The organism is Micromonospora sp. NPDC050784, assembly GCF_044456765.1.
Taxonomy (GTDB): Bacteria; Actinomycetota; Actinomycetes; order Mycobacteriales; family Micromonosporaceae; genus Micromonospora; species Micromonospora foliorum.
Map to the genome: position 1 here is coordinate 165,356 of NZ_JBITGG010000014.1, position 18,757 is coordinate 184,112.

At 69.8% G+C, this 18,757-nt stretch carries 18 protein-coding genes; 9 read left to right on the forward strand and 9 right to left on the reverse strand.

The features are described 5' to 3' along the window. Positions 1-102: 102 nt before the first annotated feature. A complete protein-coding gene (locus ACIBD9_RS20425; protein ID WP_396719772.1) occupies positions 103-1,593 on the forward strand; it encodes a serine/threonine-protein kinase in 1,491 nt (496 codons plus the stop codon). 163 nt (positions 1,594-1,756) lie between these two features. Here the strand turns inward: ACIBD9_RS20425 and ACIBD9_RS20430 are convergent, their stop codons facing one another. After that, positions 1,757-2,677: a fatty acid desaturase family protein gene (locus ACIBD9_RS20430; RefSeq protein WP_396719774.1), complete on the reverse strand. Its 921-nt coding sequence runs from the start codon at positions 2,675-2,677 to the stop codon at positions 1,757-1,759. 676 nt (positions 2,678-3,353) lie between these two features. Here ACIBD9_RS20430 and ACIBD9_RS20435 point away from each other — a divergent pair. The 4 genes from ACIBD9_RS20435 to ACIBD9_RS20450 all read left to right on the forward strand — a co-directional run bounded on the left by ACIBD9_RS20435 (position 3,354) and on the right by ACIBD9_RS20450 (position 5,374). Then, positions 3,354-3,785 (forward strand): phage holin family protein, encoded by a 432-nt coding sequence (locus ACIBD9_RS20435; RefSeq protein ID WP_396719776.1) that lies wholly within the window; start codon positions 3,354-3,356, stop codon positions 3,783-3,785. After that, on the forward strand, positions 3,782-4,255 hold the full coding sequence (locus tag ACIBD9_RS20440) for a DUF3618 domain-containing protein (RefSeq protein ID WP_396719778.1): 474 nt from the start codon (positions 3,782-3,784) through the stop codon (positions 4,253-4,255). Before ACIBD9_RS20435 ends, ACIBD9_RS20440 begins: the two co-directional genes overlap by 4 nt. Before the next feature lie 70 nt (positions 4,256-4,325). Continuing rightward, on the forward strand, positions 4,326-4,670 hold the full coding sequence (locus ACIBD9_RS20445; protein WP_396719826.1) for an ArsR/SmtB family transcription factor: 345 nt from the start codon (positions 4,326-4,328) through the stop codon (positions 4,668-4,670). After that, positions 4,670-5,374 (forward strand): cation transporter, encoded by a 705-nt coding sequence (locus ACIBD9_RS20450; RefSeq protein ID WP_396719780.1) that lies wholly within the window; start codon positions 4,670-4,672, stop codon positions 5,372-5,374. The genes ACIBD9_RS20445 and ACIBD9_RS20450 overlap by 1 nt, the downstream gene beginning before the upstream one ends. Positions 5,375-5,452: 78 nt before the next feature. On the opposite strand, the gene ACIBD9_RS20455 is transcribed toward ACIBD9_RS20450, so the two are convergent. Continuing rightward, the gene (locus ACIBD9_RS20455) at positions 5,453-6,091 is read right to left on the reverse strand and encodes a vitamin K epoxide reductase family protein (protein WP_396719782.1); all 639 of its coding nucleotides are present in this window, start codon (positions 6,089-6,091) and stop codon (positions 5,453-5,455) included. Then, positions 6,088-6,750, reverse strand: a complete 663-nt coding sequence (locus ACIBD9_RS20460; protein ID WP_396719828.1) for a DsbA family protein — start codon at positions 6,748-6,750, stop codon at positions 6,088-6,090. Before ACIBD9_RS20460 ends, ACIBD9_RS20455 begins: the two co-directional genes overlap by 4 nt. Positions 6,751-7,117: 367 nt before the next feature. On the opposite strand from ACIBD9_RS20460, the gene ACIBD9_RS20465 reads away from it, so the two are divergent. Continuing rightward, the gene (locus ACIBD9_RS20465) at positions 7,118-7,972 is read left to right on the forward strand and encodes an SDR family oxidoreductase (RefSeq protein ID WP_396719784.1); all 855 of its coding nucleotides are present in this window, start codon (positions 7,118-7,120) and stop codon (positions 7,970-7,972) included. 35 nt (positions 7,973-8,007) lie between these two features. On the opposite strand, the gene ACIBD9_RS20470 is transcribed toward ACIBD9_RS20465, so the two are convergent. Beyond that, complete coding sequence (locus tag ACIBD9_RS20470; RefSeq protein ID WP_396719786.1) at positions 8,008-8,880, reverse strand: helix-turn-helix transcriptional regulator; 873 nt, start codon at positions 8,878-8,880, stop codon at positions 8,008-8,010. 194 nt (positions 8,881-9,074) lie between these two features. On the opposite strand from ACIBD9_RS20470, the gene ACIBD9_RS20475 reads away from it, so the two are divergent. Next, positions 9,075-9,494: a cupin domain-containing protein gene (locus tag ACIBD9_RS20475; protein WP_396719788.1), complete on the forward strand. Its 420-nt coding sequence runs from the start codon at positions 9,075-9,077 to the stop codon at positions 9,492-9,494. Between the two features lie 40 nt (positions 9,495-9,534). Here ACIBD9_RS20475 and ACIBD9_RS20480 read toward each other — a convergent pair whose 3' ends face one another. From ACIBD9_RS20480 to ACIBD9_RS20500, 5 genes are all read right to left on the reverse strand, one after another. Then, positions 9,535-10,827, reverse strand: a complete 1,293-nt coding sequence (locus ACIBD9_RS20480; protein WP_396719790.1) for an MFS transporter — start codon at positions 10,825-10,827, stop codon at positions 9,535-9,537. Positions 10,828-11,065: 238 nt separating this feature from the next. Continuing rightward, positions 11,066-13,234 carry a heavy metal translocating P-type ATPase gene (locus ACIBD9_RS20485; protein ID WP_396719830.1) on the reverse strand — a complete coding sequence of 723 codons (2,169 nt, stop codon included), beginning with the start codon at positions 13,232-13,234 and terminating at the stop codon, positions 11,066-11,068. A gap of 222 nt (positions 13,235-13,456) precedes the next feature. After that, a complete protein-coding gene (locus ACIBD9_RS20490; protein ID WP_396719792.1) occupies positions 13,457-13,726 on the reverse strand; it encodes a hypothetical protein in 270 nt (89 codons plus the stop codon). A gap of 289 nt (positions 13,727-14,015) precedes the next feature. Beyond that, positions 14,016-14,492 (reverse strand): hypothetical protein, encoded by a 477-nt coding sequence (locus ACIBD9_RS20495; RefSeq protein WP_396719794.1) that lies wholly within the window; start codon positions 14,490-14,492, stop codon positions 14,016-14,018. Positions 14,493-14,614: 122 nt separating this feature from the next. After that, positions 14,615-15,424, reverse strand: a complete 810-nt coding sequence (locus tag ACIBD9_RS20500; protein ID WP_396719795.1) for a TIGR02452 family protein — start codon at positions 15,422-15,424, stop codon at positions 14,615-14,617. Positions 15,425-15,566: 142 nt separating this feature from the next. Here ACIBD9_RS20500 and ACIBD9_RS20505 point away from each other — a divergent pair, with 142 nt between their 5' ends. Continuing rightward, a complete protein-coding gene (locus ACIBD9_RS20505; protein WP_396719797.1) occupies positions 15,567-18,518 on the forward strand; it encodes an ATP-binding protein in 2,952 nt (983 codons plus the stop codon). 80 nt (positions 18,519-18,598) lie between these two features. Further along, positions 18,599-18,757 (forward strand): hypothetical protein, encoded by a 159-nt coding sequence (locus ACIBD9_RS20510; protein WP_396719799.1) that lies wholly within the window; start codon positions 18,599-18,601, stop codon positions 18,755-18,757.

The following is an 18,757-nucleotide window of genomic DNA, read 5'->3' on the forward strand; positions in this document are numbered from 1 at the left end:
TGGGTGGGCGTCCGACGGGAACTTTGATCATGAAAACCTCTGACGAGCGTCAGATTGCGTCGCCATGCCGCTGCCGGCCCACTCTGGCAAGCTGTCCCAGTGATGGCCGGTGATCTCTTGGACGGCAGGTATCAGGTCGAGAGCAGTCTTGGCGCTGGTGGCATGTCGGTGGTCTGGCGGGCGTGGGACCGCGTTCTCGAGCGCGCGGTGGCGGTCAAGGTCCTGGCCGGCACACAAGCCTCCGCCCGAGGCGCACGACAACGCATCCGGGCAGAGGCCAGGGCCGCAGCGGGCCTCTGGCACCCGCACGTCACGAGTGTGTACGACTACGGCGAGCACACGGATGCCACGGGCCGTCACGTGTCGTACGTGGTGATGGAACTGCTGCCCGGCGAGACGCTGTCTCAGCGACTTGCCACCGGTCCGCTGCCGCCGGCCGCCGCGATGCGGACGTGCGCGCAGGTCGCCGAGGCGCTGGCCGCCGCGCATGAACGCAATCTGGTGCACCGGGACATCAAGCCGTCCAACGTCATGCTGACGCCGGCCGGTGTGAAGGTGGTGGATTTCGGTATCGCCACCAGTGTCGGTCGGCCGGAGCTGGAGGCGGACGGTCAACTGTTGGGCACCGCCGCCTACCTCGCGCCCGAGCGGCTCGCCGGTGGCACCGTCCTGCCTGCCTCCGACGTCTACGCGCTCGGACTGTTGCTGTACCGAACGCTGACCAACGAGCTGCCCTGGTCGGCGGAGACGCCCACGCAGATGTTGACTGCTCACGTGTACGTCGATCCGGCACCGCTGCCTGATATTGAGGGAGTGTCACCGGAGGTTCGCGGTCTCCTCGATCGTTGCCTCACCAGGGATCCCGCGGATCGGCCGGACGCCGCGGAGGTGGCGACGGCCCTGCACGGTCTGACCGATGACGCCGAGCGGCGGGCGGAGCAGGCGGCGCAGCGGGTACCCGAGTTGGCCCCGACTACCGCCGGTTCCTCTGCCAGTCGGCGTCGCCGCATCCCAAACGGCGTGTTGATCCCCGTTCTGCTGGCGACGGCAGGGACCATGTCGCTCCTGCTCCCCCAGTTCATGCCTATCGATGGCAGATCGGGCGGGGCCGCGACTCGTGACGGTGCCACCCCACCCGGCACCGCCTTCGATGCGTCTGCCACTGAACCACCTGCTCCCCGGCAGACTTCCGCCGAGCCCGCACCATCCTCACGACCAAGCCGCACGCTGGTCGCTCCGGCTGGGCCGGCTGGGCCTACCGCCGGAGGCGGTCCCTCGACCAGCCCTGGCCCTCCGACGGCACCCAGCCCCGGGGAACTGCCGAGGCCGTCCGGTGCCGCACCGGCGCCGCCCTCCCCGAAGCCCGGTACACCCCTTCGGGCGCTCGGTGGTGTGGTGACTGTGCTCTGCACCGGCGATCAGGCTCGCGTTGTCAGCGTCGATCCTGCCCCCGGATACAGCCTCAGAAACTACGACCCGGGGCCCATCAAGGAGATCCAGGTGGTGCTGCTGTCCCGAGGCAACAAGAGCGAAATCAGGGCGCGGTGCGATGACGGTACGTTGTTGCCGAAGATAAAGGAGAGCCGTCAGTGAGCGTACGACGCGCACTCTGGGTGGGCACATTGCGCTGGTCGAGAGCTGATCACGTTCCGCACCAACTCCGAGCCGACCGAGTGATCGACGGCGCGGCGAGGGTCGCCGTCGAGTTGCGCCAGAGGCATCACCGCCGGGACCGGCACCGTGGACGGGCACGGATTCAGTCGTTGTCCGGTGGGGTCGATCCGGCCCCGATTGTCCGCAGGTGTGCCAGCCCTTGGGCCCAGGACTGGATCAGGGTCGTTTCGTGGTAGGCGACGCCATGTTCGGTGCAGAACTGGCGGACCAGTGGCTGGGCGTGGCGCAGGTTCGGCCGGGGCATGCTGGGAAAGAGGTGATGTTCGATCTGGTAGTTGAGGCCACCGAGTAGTGCGTCGAGGAGCCGGCCCCCGCGCACATTGCGGGAGGTGAGGACCTGCCGGCGTAGGTAGTCGAGGGTGTCGGCCTCGGTCAGGATGGGCATCCCTTTGTGGTTCGGGGCGAAGGAGCTGCCCAGGTAGAGGCCGAAGAGAGCCTGATTGACCAGGATGAACACGATCGCCTGGGGAACACTCAGGACCAGGAGCACGGCCGCGAGGTAGCCGGCGAAGTGTAGGACGAGCAGTCCGGCCTCTGTCCGTCGGCGCCTGAGTCCGCCGCGCCAAACGACCGCCCGGACGCTGGCGGCATGCAGATGCAGACCCTCCATCATCAGCAGGGGAAAGAACAGCGCCGCCTGGTGCCGGACGAACAGCGCCCGTAAGCCGCCCTGCGTCGCGACCTGCCCCGGGATGAACGACAGCGGAGCCACCGCCAGGTCGGGGTCGCGGCCCTCGGTGTTTGGGTGGGCGTGGTGGCGGTTGTGCTTGTCAACCCACCACCCATAGCTGATCCCGGTCACCAGGTTCCCGCAAACCAAACCGACCACGTCGTTCGCCCGCCGGGACCGGAAAATCTGCCGATGCCCGGCGTCGTGACCGAGGAACGCCAGCTGCGCGAACAGCACTGCGATGCCCGCTGCGGTAGCCGTCTGCCACCACGACGACCCGAGCCGGACGAACACCACACCCATCAGCGCGAGACAACCCAGCAACACCGTCACCCGCGCCGCGTAACGGCGGGGCTGCCGGTCGAGGAGACCCGCGCCCCGGACCAGGCGGGACAGGTCGGCGTAAGCACTGCCACGGTCACTGCGGGCGTCAAGATCTGTATCACTCACCGTCGCCACTCCTTGTAAGCCACGGCAACCAGCTCACTGACTCCGCCGTCAGCCAAGACAGGGGTACGCACTCACGCGTGGTCCCGCAGAGATCGAGCAAGCGCACCGCCACTGATGTTCAGTCTTCCTCAGAGCCGCCTTCTCCACCGGGAAACCGGCTCACGGCCCCCGAGGTGGGTGAGACTCCGCTCATGCATGTCCGCCGATTAGGCCCGTAGCTTGGTCGGCCGAGTCTGACAATCAGGACTATGCAGGCACGATGGGTTCAGGGGGTAGTCATGGCACGAAAGAGGAAGTCCACCGCGCGACGAGCGCTCATCCTTGCCTTCGCGGTCGGCGCGCTAACCGGAGCGGCGGGCACACTCACGCTCCGACGTCGCGGCCAGGATGGTGCCTTCCCGACAGATGTCGGTGGCCCGCTCGACGCTGAACTCACTCGGCCGCTCGGCGGACGGATCGACGCGTCGCCGCAGGGACCTCCTGTCAGCCTGCCCGCGCCGCCGCGCAACTGACCCGCGCAGCGTCTCGGAGCACGTCCGGCGAGAGAGATGTGAGACTGATGCCAGAACGACCTAGCGGCAGCCCCGGCGCCGCGTCTGCTGACACGCCGGTCGCCGAGTTGGTGCAGCGCGCCACCGACCAGATCACCCGGCTGGTGCGCGACGAGCTCACAATGGCACGGGCGGAGATGACCGCCAAGGGCAAACGCGCAGGCACCGGCGTCGGGCTGCTCGGCGGCGGCGCCATGCTCGGCCTCTTCGCCGGCGCGACCGCCGTCGCCACCATCGTGCTGACCCTGGCCGCGATCATGCCCGACGCCGTTGCCGCCCTGATCGTCACGGTGATCCTCGCCATCGCCGCCGCCATCGCCGCCCAACGCGGAAAAAACAAGGTCAGCGAGGCCCTGCCCGCCACACCCGCAGCTACCAGAGACAGCCTACGAGCCGACGCCGAGACGATACGTGGGGCAGCAAGCCGGAGACAGCCATGAGCACACCACCCGCAAGCAGCGACCCGGATCGAACCCGACGCGACATCCAGCAGACCCGCGCCGAACTCGGCGAAACCGTAGCCGCATTGGCCGCCAAGACCGACGTCAAAGCCCGTGCGCGCACCAAAGCCACCACCGCCGCCGGCGGACTCCGACAGCGGGTCACCCAAGCCGGCCAGTCGGCGAAGACCAGAGCAACACAGCTGGCCCACACGATGAGCCAGAAGGCCTCTCAGCGCGCCAAGCCGGTCGCGCAGCAAGCCCAACGGGCCACCAGCGCGATACACGACTCAGCGAAAGCCGGCGCAGAGACCAGCGGCAAAGCCGAGTCGACCCTCATCACCTCCGCTCGCGCCGCGTCCACCAGAATCGGCAGCTCCATCCGCGCGAAACCCGTACCGATCCTCGCCGCCACCAGCACGGCGGCCACCCTCGCGATCATCGCCTACCGACGCCGCCGATACCGGTAGGCAGATGACTGGTTCGAGCCACGTCAAGGCCCGCGACCGATAGTTCAGCATCCTGTTTATTCACCCGATGATGTACTTTCGGGTGGTGGAGACCCTGACGCACGGACAGGTCCTGGCCCGCTTCGGTCACGCCCTGTCCGACCCGGTCCGCGCCCGGCTCCTGCTCGCGCTGCGCGAGGGGCCTGGATACCCGGCGGACCTCGCCGACCTGCTGGGCACCAGCCGGCAGAACCTGTCCAACCACCTGGCGTGCCTGCGGGGCTGCGGGCTCGTCGTCGCGGTGCCAGAGGGCCGGCGTAGCCGCTACGAACTGGCTGACGCCCGCCTCGCGCACGCCCTCGGAGACCTCCTCGGCCTGGTCCTGGCCGTCGATCCAGCCGCCTGCCCCGCCGTTGAATCCGAGGGGTGCCGCTGATGAATGCGCCACTTCCACTGCTGTCAGTTGGGCCGTCGCCGGCCCGCCGGTCGATCCTGATCCGGCGGGTGCGCCTGTTCGTCGCCGCGACAATCACCTACAACGTGATCGAGGCGGTCATCGCCATCAGCGCCGGGAGGATGGCCTCCTCGACCGCGCTGATCGGGTTCGGGCTCGACTCCGTCATCGAGGTGGCCTCGGCCGCCGCCGTGGCCTGGCAGTTCTCCGGACCCGACCACGAACGCCGGGAGCGCGCCGCGCTGCGGGTCATCGCGTTGTCGTTCTTCGCTCTGGCCGCGTACGTGTCCGTGGAGTCGATGCGCGCGCTCGTCGGCGCGGACCGCGCGGAGCACTCCACGATCGGTCTGGTCCTGGCCGCGGTGTCCCTGGCGGTGATGCCGGTCCTGTCGGCCGCTCAACGTCGCGCCGGACGCGAACTCGGGTCGGCCTCCGCCGTCGCGGACTCCAAGCAGACCCTGCTGTGCACGTACCTCTCGGCGGTGTTGTTGGTCGGGCTCGCGGTCAACTCGCTGTTCGGCTGGTGGTGGGCCGACCCCGCGGCCGCGTTGATCATCGCCGCGGTGGCAGTCAAGGAAGGCCGCGAAGCCTGGCGTGGCGACGCCTGCTGCGCCCCCGGCGCTGCCCTGCGCTCCCCCGCCGCACCCGGCGACGTCGCCGAGTGCTGCTCCACCGACAACCGCTGAGCGGAACCTGCGGACGCGGGAGGCTCCTTCGGCCACCGCCGCGACTGCCATGGGGCGGGGCCCAGAAGCGCGGACGGGCTAGACGAGCGTGATCCAGTAATCCCAGAAGCGGTGCAGGATCGCGAGCAGGATGACCACGTACCAGGCGGTGAGGATGAGGCTGTGGTAGCTGGCAGTCACGGCGGCGACGCGCCGCACGGGCCGGGGAAGCGCAACACCGTGCTGGCGCAGGGTGCGTAGCGTGACGTACAGGAAGATCGGGATGGCGACGACCCAGACGAGCAGGCAGTACGGGCACAGCGCGCCGATGACGTAGAGGCTCTGGTAGATCAACCAGTGCACGAAGACCACGCCGAACGTCGCACCGGCCTGCAGTCCCAGCCAGAGCCATTCGGGCAGTCGCACACCCGTCAGTAGGACGACGCCGATCGTGCTGACCACGGCGAACCCCGCGATACCGATCAGGGGGTTGGGGATCCCGAAAGCCTCGGCCTGGGATGTGCTCATGACCGAGCCACAGGACAAGATCGGGTTGATGCTGCAGCTCGGCACGTAACCGGGATCTGCGAGCAGGTTGATCTTCTCGACAATGAGGATCGCGGCGGCGAGCAACCCGACAACGCCACCTACGGCGCAGATCCAGGCGGTGGCCCGGGACAGGAACCCCTGTTCGGATGAGGTCACGTCGGCGGCCGGATCGACGGTGGCGGCGCTCATTCGGCCAGCGCGGCGTCGATGGCGGCGACAAGGTCGTCCTGGCCGCGCAGGTCGGTCAGTTTCCGGCCGTTGAGGAAGAACGTCGGGGTGCCCTGCACACCGGCCGCCGTGCCGTCGGCCTTGTCCTTGGCAACCCGCGTGGCAGTGGCGGGGTCGTCGAGATCCCGCTGGAAGCGCGGCAGGTCCAGGCCGAGAGCGCGGGCGTAGCCGAGAAACACCTCCGTCTGTGCCTGCTCCTTGTGGCCCCAACTGTTCTGGTTCTCGAACAACTGGATGTACATGTCGGCGAAGCGGCCCTGGTTCGCGGCGGCCTGAGCGGTGCGGGCAGCCAGATCCGCGTTCGGGTGGCTCGGGATCGGGAAGTACCTGACGACGAAAGTAATACGGTCCTGATAGGTCGCCAGGATCTGCTTGACCGCCGGGTACGCGGCGGCGCAGGACTCGCACTCGAAGTCGAGGAACTCCACAAGCGTCACCTTGCCGTCGGCTGCGGAGGACAGGCGATGGCTGTCCTCGCGCACCAGCACCGTCGACTCGATGGCGCCAGCGTCAGTGGTCGCAGCAGGCGGCTGGTCGGGACGATTGACCGCCAGCAGACCGCCGACCACGAGCACCACCAAAGCGATCAACGCCAAGGTCAAGCGCGTGTTCCTCGTCATTTTCCCATCCTCGTCCGCCGCTGGAACAACGTGATCAGCCCGCCCGTCTTCAAGCGGCGGGGTCCGATCCGGACAGTACGGAGAGCGCTGGATCGACTTGCTGTCAGATGCCTGAGACCGGCGCCCTTCCCTGCGGTGCACGACCACCACGACGGCAGGCGCGGCGAGAGCGCACGCGGATCCCTACGCGGTTGTCTCGAATGCCAGATTTCACCAACACATCCTGCGGTTGGGGGTCCTGTCATTACTTGCTTCGCCAGTCACTGTCTCGGCGGCGTCGGCGCGGGTTCGATGGATCGTAGCGATCTGGAGGGCATCGGAGACGGGATCACCCGCCGTCGTCACGAGCGAATAGGACACCACAGACATGAGTACGAGAGCCGTATGGTTCGTCACCGGCGCCGGGCGCGGTATGGGTGTCGACATCGCCAAGGCCGCGCTCGCCGCCGGTCACCAGGTGGTAGCGACCGGCCGGAACACCGAGGCGGTGGCCAAGGTGCTCGGTGAGCACGACGACCTGCTGGTCGCTGAGCTGGACATCACCAGCCCGGCCAGCGCGGAGGCGGCGGTCGAGGCCGCTGTGACGCGGTTCGGCCGCATCGACGTGCTGGTCAACAACGCGGCCACATTCCAGGCCGGCTACTTCGAGGAGATCAGCCCGGAGAAGTTCCGCGCGCAGGTGGAGACGAATTTGTTCGGCCCGCTGAACGTCACCCGGGCGACCCTGCCGCTGCTGCGCGCGCAACGCTCCGGTCACGTCGTCACGATCAGCTCGACGGCCGGTCTGGTCGGCCAGGAGTTCTGCGTGGCGTACGCGACGGCGAAGTTCGCTCTGGAGGGTTGGATGGAGTCGCTGCGCTTCGACGTGGCCCCGTACGGCATCAGGACCACGATCGTCGAGCCGGGATTCTTCCGTACCGAACTGTTGGAGGAAGCGTCGACGGCCTGGCCGGACGTGTCGATCGGCGATTACGCCGCGCGCACCGCGCCGACGATCGACGGCTGGAAGAGCATGAACGGCAAGCAGGCCGGCGATCCCGCCAAGTTCGCGAAGGCGCTGGTCGCCGTCATCGACCGGGATGAGCCGCCGCTGCGCTGGGTCGCCGGCGCGGACGCGGTCGCCGTCGTCGAGCAGAAAGCCCACGAGTTGCTGGCGCAGGTCGGCGCCTACCGTGAGCTGTCCAGCTCGCTGGCGCACGACGACGCCGCGGCGTCGGCCTGACCCAGTCGGTTCCGCCCTGCGTGTCGGCCGGCATCTCAGGGTTGGTCCGCCGGGGCCTCGATCGTGCTGGTGGCGACCCAGCTGGCGAGCATGCGGAGGGCGTCGTGGGCCGGGGTGCCCGGTTCGGCACTGTAGGCGGTGAGGGTCTGGCCCGGGTCGGCGGGCATGGGCAGAGCTTCGAAGGCGAGGTCGAGCCGACCGACGATCGGATGCTGGAAGTGTTTGGTGCCGGTCTGGTGCATACGCACGTTGTGGGCGGCCCACCGGACCCGGAACTCGTCACTGCGGGTGGCGAGCTCTCCGACAAGGTCGGTCAGCGCCCGGTCGTACGGGTCGCGGCCGGCCTCGGTGCGCAGCAGGGCGACGGTGGTGTCGGCGGCCTCATCCCAGTCGGGATAGAGGTCGCCGGCCGCCGGGTCGAGGAAGCAGAACCAAGCGAGGTTGACCGGCCGGCTCGGCTTCTCGAAGGCTGGGGCATACAGCGCCTGGCCGAGGCGGTTGATCGCGAGGATGTCGAGGCGACCGTTGCGAACGAAGGCCGGCGCGTCGGCCATCGCCTCCAACAAGCTCCGAATACCTGGCCGGACCTGCTGCTTGGCCGGGCGCCGCCGGGAGCGCGACGTGGTGTTCGCGGCACGGGCGAGATCGTGCAGGTGCGACCGTTCGGCGTCGTCGAGCTGCAGGGCGCGGGCGATGGCGTCCAGAACGTTGTCGGAGACGCCGGACAGGTTGCCGCGCTCGAGGCGCGTGTAGTAATCCGGGCTGACTCCAGCGAGCATGGCGACTTCGGCGCGGCGCAGCCCGGCCACCCGGCGGGTGCCGCCAAAATCGGGCAGTCCGGCCTGTTCGGGGGTGATCCTGGCGCGCCGGGAGGCCAGGAACTCGCGGGCGGCGTCCTGGTTGTCCATGCCGGCAACGCTACGACCCGCGGGACCGACCAGAGGGTCCCTGTCATTACCTGTTTCGATAAGCCCTCCCAGCGGCCTTTCGGAGCAGGTTCGATGGATGACGTAACCCTGGCCGCGAGGGGTTGTCGCCGCCCAGCGGCAGCCGTCGCGCGTCAGAGATGCCCCTGCTGATCTTCGACACTGAGGAACGCGATATGGAACTCAAGCCCGTCGGCGCGACCGTGAAGACGCCTGCCGCAGCGTTCACCGGCGATGTCTACCTGACGCCGATCCACACCGGTACCGGTCCGTCGCGGATGACCATCGCGCTCGTGCGGTTCACCCCCGGCGCCCACACCAACTGGCACTCGCACGCCGTCGGGCAGACCCTGCACGTCACCGAGGGCGTCGGCCTGGTCGGCACCCGCGACGGCGACGTGGTGCGAATCCACGCCGGCGAGACCGTTGTCTGCCCACCCGAAGAGGAGCACTGGCACGGCGCAGCCGCCACCACCTTCATGAGCCACCTGGCCATGCTCGAGGCCAAGCCGGACGGCAGCGACCCCACCACCTGGCTCGAACCCGTCACCGACGAGGACTACGAGCGGGCCAACACATCGATATCCCCCGCATGACCCACACCTCCGCCGGCCGCACCTGAAGCAGCAGCCGGGTTTAGGAAGGGTCGCGTCGGTGCTGGCGGGTCCGTGCCAGTACGCCGACAAGCATGATCAGAGCGACGGCCTGGGCAAGCACCACGGCGACGATCAGGCTCGGCACCGAGCGGTCGTAGAGCAGCCCCGCCCCGGCACCGCCGGCCAGGGCTCCGGCGCCCTGCACAGCGGCGAAGATGCCGTACGCGGTGGCCCGCCGCTCCCGTGGCACGAGATCGGCGACCATGGCTTTGACGGTGGAGTCCTGCAGCCCGACAGCAGCGCCCCAGACCACGACCCCGAACACCGCCGCCGGCAGGCCGCCCCCAAAGGCCAGCGGCGGCACGACGGCGATCATGGCGGGTAGCGCCACCAGAACCCGCGGGCCGACCCTGTCGTAGAGCACCCCGGTCAGCAGCGCGGCGAGCGCGCCTGCGGCCATCGCCGCCGCGTACATCAGCGGCACCGCCGCGGTCGCGACCACGCCCGCGCGGACCAGATGAAAACCGACCAGCCCGAAGGTCACCAGACCCGCGGTACACACCGCCATCGCCGCTGCGAACCAGTGGAATCTGCCCGGCAACGGTTCCCGACCAGTCGTCGCCGCGGCTCCTGACCTGGTGCTGGTGTCGGGCTCTGCCGGAGCGGCACGGGCCCGCGCCCGAAGCGTGATCAGCAGGAGCATCGCCACCACGGCCGGGACGGTCAGCGCCGCCAGCCCGGGCCACAGTGCGCCGGCGGTCACCGCGACGACCGCGGCGACCAGCAGCGGACCGGCGAACGCGCCGACCTGGTCGAGGGCTTTGTGCACGCCGAGCCCGCGGCCCATCCCGACCCGGCTCGCGGCATCAGCAAGCAGCGCCGACTTGGCCGGGCTGCGGATGGCCTTACCGAGCCGTTCGGCGAGGATCAGCACCGCGGCCACTGCCAGGCCGGCGCCGCCCAGAGTCGGGGTCACCGCAAGGAGCGGTACGCAGACCGCGGTCAGCCCGTACCCCACGATCGTCAGGGTCCAGTACCGGCGGGTCCGGTCCGCCATCGGGCCGGACACCAGGCGCAGCAGCAACGCCGCGGCCTCCCCGGCGCCGGTGATCAGGCCGACGACGACAGCCGACGCGCCCAACGAGGCCAGCAGCGGCCCGTAGATTGAGCGGGCACCCTCGTACACCATGTCCGCGGCCAGGCTCACCACACCGAACCCAACGACCAGCCGCCACGCCTGACCAATGCTCGCCGCCACCGGGGATCGACCGGTGGTGGGGGCCACCTGCCCCACGTCGGCAGCATCGTCGACACGATTCGCTCCAGCAGACATGCCGGAGATTATGCTGCTGGGACGACATCACCAAAGGCCGGCCCTGCCGTGGCCTCGCGGTCACTCAAGCCGAGCGGCCGGCTTGCCGTGCGGCCGGGCCCGCCCTACGCCGGGCGCCCCGCGCGTCCCAACCCACCAGCCCACTGATTGGACGTACGGCCACTGGCGCGCAGTCCCGCGGCAACCGGCTGATCCTCCTCACCACGTTCGCGCTGCTGGCGGTGTCATGCGCCGCACGCTAACGGGCCGGTGCCGAACCCTTCGGGGCGAACCCACGATCCAAACCTGAATCATCCGGGTGGCGTAGCTGCACACGGCGCAGCAGCTGGGCGTTGAGCGCGACCACGATGGTGGAGGCGGACATCAGCACCGCGGCGACCGCGGGACTCAGGCTCACTCCGGCCCAGGCCAGAGCACCAGCGGCCAAGGGCAGGGCGACGACGTTGTAGCCGGCGGCCCAGGCCAGATTTTGGATCATCTTGCGATAGGAGGCGCGCGAGAGCCGGATGACTCCGGTGACCCCGCGCGGGTCGGAGGAGGCGAGCACGACGCCCGCGGATTCGATGGCGACGTCGGTGCCCGCGCCGATGGCGATGCCGACGTCGGCGCGGGCCAGCGCGGGAGCGTCGTTCACGCCGTCACCGACCATCGCCACCCGCAGGCCCCGGCGTTGCAGCTCACCGACCGCCTCGTCCTTGTCGGCGGGCAGCACCTCGGCGAACACCTCGTCCTCACCCGGCCGGAAACCCAGGTCGGCGGCGACCGCCTCGGCCACCGGCCGCGCGTCCCCGGTGATCATCACGATCTTGCGGATGCCCTGCTGCCGTAGGTCGGCGATGGCTTGGCGCGCCTCGGGGCGGATCTGGTCTTCCAGGGCGAGGGCGCCGATGACGCTTGTCTGCCCGCCGTCGAGGCGCAGCAGGTGCAGTACCGCCGCTCCCCGCCGGGACCACTCGGCCCGGTGCTCGTCGAGGTCGCCGGGTGCCGTGGCGTCGAGTTCGCGCAACAGGGCGGGTCCGCCGACGGCGTAACTGACGCCGTCGACATCGGCGCGGACCCCGCGACCGGTCAGCGACTGGAAACCGGTCGCGGTGCGTCGGGTGCCCTGCTGGGCGGCCGCGGTGACGATGGCCCGTGCGAGGGGGTGTTCGCTGTCGGCCTCCACCGCCGCCGCGATGGCCAGCACGTCGGTCTCGCTGACGCCGCCGGTGGCGGCGACACCGGCGACGACGTGCTCGCCACGGGTCAGGGTGCCGGTCTTGTCGAACAGCACCGTGTCGATGGTGCGCATCCGCTCCAGGGCGAGGCGGTCCTTGACCAGGATGCCGCCCTTCGCGGCGACGGCGGTGGACAGGGCGATCACCAGCGGGATGGCCAGGCCCAGCGCGTGCGGGCAGGCGATCACCAGCACCGTGACGGTGCGTACGACGGCCTCGTCGAGGTTGCCGATCAGGGTCCAGATCAGCAGCGTCGCGGCGGCGGTGACGGTGGCGATGTAGAACAGCCAGGCCGCGAACCGGTCAGCCAGGACCTGGGCCCTGCCGCTGGACTGCTGGGCCTGCGCGACCAGGCGTTGGATGCCGGCCAGGGCGGTGTCGTCGCCAACGGCCTCGACGCGCACCCGGATGGCCGCGTCGGTGGCGACCGTGCCCGCCACCACCCGGTCGCCGCGTTCGCGGCCGACCGGCCGGGACTCGCCGGTGATCATGGACTCGTCCAGCTCCGCCCGGCCGTCGGTGATGCGCCCGTCGGCCGGCACCCGCCCACCGGGGCGCACCAGGACCACGTCGCCGACGCCCAGGTCGCTGACCCGCACCCGTTCGGGCTGTCCGTCACCGTCGAGGCGCTCGGCGTCGTCCGGCAGCAGCGCGGCCAGGGCCGACAGGGCGCCCTGGGCCTGACCGATGGCCTTCATCTCCTGCCAGTGCCCGAGCAGCATGATCGTGACCAGAGCCGCCAGCTCCCACCAGAAGTCCAGGTCGAACACGCCCAGCGCGGTCGCCGCCGAGGCCACGTACGCGACGGTGATGGCCATCGCGATCAGCAGCATCATCCCCGGCGCCCGGTCACGGACCTCCCGCACCGCGCCCTGCAGGAACGGCCACCCGCCGTAGACGAACACCACCGTGCCCAGCACCGGGCCCACCCAGTCGACACCCGGAAAGTCCAGCCGATAGCCGAACCAGCCCATCACCATGTGACTGGTCACCACGATCGGCACCGTCAAGACCAGGCTCAGCCAGAACTTGCGGCGGAACATCTCCGGGTCGTGCCCGGCGTGCTTGTCATGCCCGGCATGGCCGTCGTGGGTGCCGGGCTGTACAGGCTGTCCGCCCGGGTCCCCTCGGCGGCTTCCGTGATCACCGTGGTGGTCGTGTTGGTCCACCGTCCCACCCGGGGGCTGCATCCGATGGTGCCCGTCCTCCTGCGACATCCTCATCGCCTCCTCCCCCTCAACATACCCCCTGGGGGTATGCCCGGATGTTCACGCGCGTCTTCGGGGAGTGGATCAGGACCTCGGGTTGATCCGGCGAGTCGGCACGCCACGCAGCCACTCGTGACGCCTACCTCGCCTCGTACCGCTTGCGCTCAAGCCGGGCCAGGTCCAGCTGGGCACCGCCGGAGTGCGTTATCCATCAGCGGTGGGTCGGCTCTGCACCACCAGCTCGTCGATCTCCAACCGGCCGACGCGCAGCTCCCGCACGACCGCCCGGCGGATCGCCAGCCGCCCGATGACCAGCGCCCCGACGGCCACCGCCCCAACGGCCAGCGCCCCCACGGCGAGAGCACCGAGCGAGGCCGCCCCCGCAGCCCGCGCGCCTGTAGCCGCCGCGCCCGTCGCCACCGCGCCGTTGGCGCGCGTCCCGCTCAACCGCATCACGCGTACCTCTCGCTTCATCCCGACATTGTCCGCGTACCGTTGGCCGACCGCTCCCCACAGATCCCGGATGTCACCCCCACCACCCCATCCTCGCCCGTGCCCCCGCTTCGGTCACGCCCAGCAGGTGCCCCCACTGGTCTCCGCCGTCGCCTAGCAGCCCGGCCGGCAAACACGCCGTTGGAGACGTGCCACAGGTGCTCGTTGTCCTGTTGGACGAACCGAGTGTGTGCCGCTGTCGTCCGGCCCGTGATCCAGAGCATTGTCCGGTCAAGCCGCCGGCCGCCGGCCGACCAACGGCGGCGCGCGTCTACCTGGAGGTCAGCTGCTGAGTCAGCCGATCCAGGCCGCCCTTGATGAGCTGCCCGTACTGGTCATCGCCCAGCGCGCCGATCCCCGCCTGTGCACGCTTGAGGTATTCGCGGGAACGGTCGAGTTCGCCGAGCTTGCGGTAGCACTCGGCCAGACTGAGGTGCAACGACGGATACAGGGCCGCCACTGACATCGGCACGCCGGCCTGCGCCAACCGGGCATCGGTGAGCAGGTCGGCCGCCGCCAGCGCGCGTTGATCCCAGATCAACTCCTGCTCGACGTCGTCCTGCACGTCAGCCACCGAGTGCGCGAGGACGCAAACGTGCAGAGGATCGCCTCGTTCTCCGCCGATCTCGTCCCAGATCTGCGTGAACACGTCACGGGCAGCCTCACGCCGGCCCTGAGCATGATGCAGCTGGACACCCTCGTTGATACGGGCGAGCGTCACGTCAGTCGTCAACGGCTGCTCCGGCACAGCATCATCTCGCGACGAGGGCATGAATCTCATTCTGCCCCAACACCCGCTACGTCCTGTCGATCAACCCGTCGTTGCCGTCGCAACGGTGGTGACCGGGTGAACGCGGGTCTCGGTCGCCTTCACCGCGGCGTTCCCGGAAAGCGTTCCGCGAACGTGCGGTACACCGGTGTTCCCGGGAGGTTGTCGAGGATGGCGAACACCACGTGGTCGAAGCGATCGACCTCCCGCAGCGCGGAGGCCAAGGCGTCGGCGACGGTAGCGGGATCGTTGCGGAACACCCCGCACCCCCACGCGCCCAACACCACCGTCCGATGTCCGTGGGCGGCCGCGACCTCCAGCACCCGGCGAGCACGCCGGGCCAGCACCGCCGGTACGTCCGCAACGTGTTCGGGCTGGTTGCGGAGGATCGCGCCCAGGTTCGGCGCCGCGGCGGTCAGGAACGACGTCGTGTACGGCTGGTCGAGCAGACTGCCCTTGTCGTCCCGGAACACCGGCACGTCCGGGGAGAAGATGACTCGGTCGCTGTACCGCAGGTCCCGCTGTTCGCGGTGGAACGCGTAGAACTCCGGGGCGGCAAGGAGACACGGGTACAGCGCCGAGGAGCGGGCGATGCTCTCCTCCTGCGCCTTCGCTCCGCCCAGGAACCCGCCACCCGGGTTCTTGGCCGAGGCGAACACCAGACAGGCCGCTCCGGGCGCCAGCCGACGTGCCGCCTGCAGCGTCGACTCGTTCGTCACCTCCACTCTGCCTCCGCCGGGCTCCGCGTTCCCGGCCACGGGCACCTCGTCCGGCAGGTGGAGACGAGTGCCGGCGACTGCGGCACGTACCGCCTCGCCGATGTCGACCTCGTCACCGGCGCCATTGCGATAGTGACCCGAATCAGCGATCGCAACCGTCTGCCGGGCAATCTCGCGAAGGCGACCGCTCACCCGGCGCACCTGTCTGCGCTGTGCCCCTTGTTCTCCACGATGAGCAAGCTAGGCAGTCCCGCCCCAACCGGCAACAGGGTTAGTGGCGTCCGTCGCCGCGGTGGTACTTGTGTCCGAGCAGGGAAAAGCGAGATCATCACGCATGCTCGACCCCTCGCCCGAGGACGGGACCTCACCGACCGTCTCCACGCCACATTTCGTGGGTCGTGATCGGGAGATGGCGGCGCTTCGGGGCGCCTTGGCCCGGCCACCGGCGATCGTGCTGGTGGAGGGCGAGGCGGGGATCGGGAAGAGCCGACTGCTGCGAGAGTGGTTGGCCGCGCCGGACCAGCGCACCGCCTTGGTCTCGGTGTGCCCACCGCTTCGCGAGTCGCTGACGTTGGGGCCGATCGTCGACGCGTTCCGTGGGATCGACCGTCCGGTGTCGCGACTGCGGCTCACCGAGCTCGCGGGTGCGTTACGGCCCCTGTTCCCGGAATGGTCCGCGGACCTGCCGCCCGCGTTGCAGCCCCTGGACGATGCGAAGGCGGCACGGCATCGCCTGTTCCGCGCCCTCGACGAGTTGCTGCGGGCTCTGCGTGTCGACGTTCTCGTGCTCGAGGACGCGCACTGGGCCGACGAGGTGACCTTGGAGTTCCTGCTGTTCGTCACCTCTCAACAGCAGTCGCACGGGCCCAGCCTCGTGGTCTCCTACCGACCGGAGGAGGTGGACGACGGGTCGCTGTTGCTGCGGTTGACGTCCCGGTTGCCCGCTGGCGTGACCCAGCTGAGGATCGCCCTGGCACCGATGCGACCCGACGACACGGCGGCGCTGGTGTCCTCGATGCTGTACGGCAACCCGATATCACAGGAGTTCACGACGTTCATGCACGAGCGGACCGGTGGCGTTCCGCTGGCCGTGGAGGAATCGGTTCGCCTCATGTGCGACCGGGCCGACCTCGTCTTCCGCGACGGACAGTGGGTCCGGCTGAAGCTGCGCGAGCTACAGGTGCCGCCAACGGTGCGCGACTCCACCCGGGAGCGGGTGGGCCGCCTGTCGCCGACGGCGCAGCTGGTCTTGCGAGCTGCGGCGACGTTGGCTGAGCGGTCATCGGTGGCCACGATCGCGATGACCGCCGGTCTGTCACCGGCTGCGTGCCGAGGCGCTGTCGCTGAGGCGGCCGGCGCCGGTGTCCTGGACGGAGACGACCGCGGCCGGTGGCGCTTCCGGCATGTGCTGGCCGCCACGGCTGTCTACGAGGCGATCCCGTTGACCGACCGCAGACACCTCCACCTGCTGGCCGGCCGGGCCGTGGAGCACATCCATCCGCCGCCGGTGGCACGCCTCGCCCACCACTTCCGTGAGGCGGGCGAGACGCGGTCCTGGGCGCGGTACGCCGAGCAGAGTGCCGAGCTGGCCATGGCCTCGGGTGACCACACCAAGGCGGTCGACCTGCTGGTCGATCTGTTGACGTGGGCCGTGCTGGCGCCGGTGGACCGGGCACGGGTCGCGCGCATGGCCGGAGTTGCCGCGCTGGGCCGTCGTGAACCTGTCGACGAGGTCTACCACCGGGTGATCCGTACGCTGCGCTCGGTGCTGGAGACCCCCGGTCTCTCAGCCCGCCAGCAGGCCGAGATCCGCAACCCCCTGGGTCGGCTCCTGATCACCGGGGGTGAGGCGCAGGCGGCGCTCAGCGAGCTGGAGCAGGCGGTGGCCAACCTCGACCACGACCCGGTCGAGGCGGCTCGGGCAATGACCTACCTTGGCTGGGCCTATGCGGGACCGTGGCCCGCGTCGACCCATCGGCGTTGGCTGGATCGCGCCGCTGAACTCACCGCCGACTTCGATTCTCCCGCGGAGCGGCTGAACCTGGCCGGCAACCGGGCCGCGGCGTTGCTCATGCTCGGCGAAGAGGAGGCCTGGGACGTCGTCGCCGACCTGCCCATCGACGGCGCGACCACGGCGGAGCGCCTCGACGTCGCCCGCATCCACGCGAATGTCGGGACCGGCGCGCTGATCTGGGGCCGGTACGCCGACGCCGAGGAACATCTCGCCGTGGCCATGCGCCTCGCCGAGGCCGAGCAGGCATCCCGGTTGCACCACAACGTCGTACTCGAACAGGCCAACCTGGCGTGGCTGACCGGACGGTGGGAGGGTCTCGCGGAGCGGAGCGCGGCCCTCGCCGATGCCGACCGAGACCGGCCGGCGCACTACCTCGGCAGCATTCGCCTCGCTGCCCGACTGGCGGCCGCAGCCGGACGGCGGCGCGTAGCCGAGGAGCAGTTCCGGCTGGTCCTCGAGGAGTCCGCGCGTCTCGGCGCAGCCGACGACACGATGGAGGCCGCCGCCGCACTGGCCAGACTGTGGCTGACGGACGGAAACAGCGCCCGGGCGTTGCAGATCACGAACGAGCCGATGGACACCGTCCGGAGGAAAGGCATCTGGGTCTGGGCGACGGACCTCGTTCCCGCCCGGATCGAGGCGCACCTCGCCGCAGGGGATCTGAAGGCCGCGACACGCCTGGGCGGCCAGTTCGCCAGAGGGCTGCGTGGCCGTACGGCACCTGCGCCTCGCGCAGCGCTCACCGTGTGCCGTGCCCTGCTGCTCGCCGCCTCCGGAGACCACGCCCGCGCGGCGACGGCCTACGGTCGGGCGGCGCGCGCCTGGAGTGCGTTGCCGCGCCCCTACGACGCGATGCTCGCCCGCGAGCGGCAAGCCGAGGCGCTCATCGCGCAGGGCCAGATCGAACAGGGCCGAGAGCTGCTGGCGGCACAGTACGAGCAACTGTTCAGGCTCGGAGCCCGCGGCGATGCCGACCGGGTCGCACAGCGGCTTCGTGAACACGGCGCCGAGGTCCCGCGACTGTGGCGCGGCGGCCGGCGCGGGTACGGCGACCAGCTCTCACCACGCGAGCTCGACGTGGTCCAACTGGTCGTCGCCGGCAAGACGAACCGGGAGATCAGCCGGATCCTGGCCAAGTCACCGGCCACGGTGGATCAGCAGCTGCGTGCGGCGATGCGCAAGTTGAAGGTGAGCTCCCGGACCGCGCTCGCGGTCAAGGCGGTGGAGGCAGGAGTGTTCGCAGAAGAGGACTCCCTCGACGACGCGTCGTGAAAATTGACGTATCCGCTGGATAGCGACGGTCACTCGGCCCGCCGAGCATGACTGGATGATTCATAGCCGTTGGGCAATGCATGCCTGAGCGACGTGTCGCGGGTGACGACTCCGCCATCGAGCGCCTGCCACCACCCGAGCTGCCCCGGGAGCCGCGCGTCAGCGCCCCCGACGCCCGTGACGTTGACGGCGACGGTGCCGACGACCACAAGAACCACGACCCCTACCAACCCCTGTAG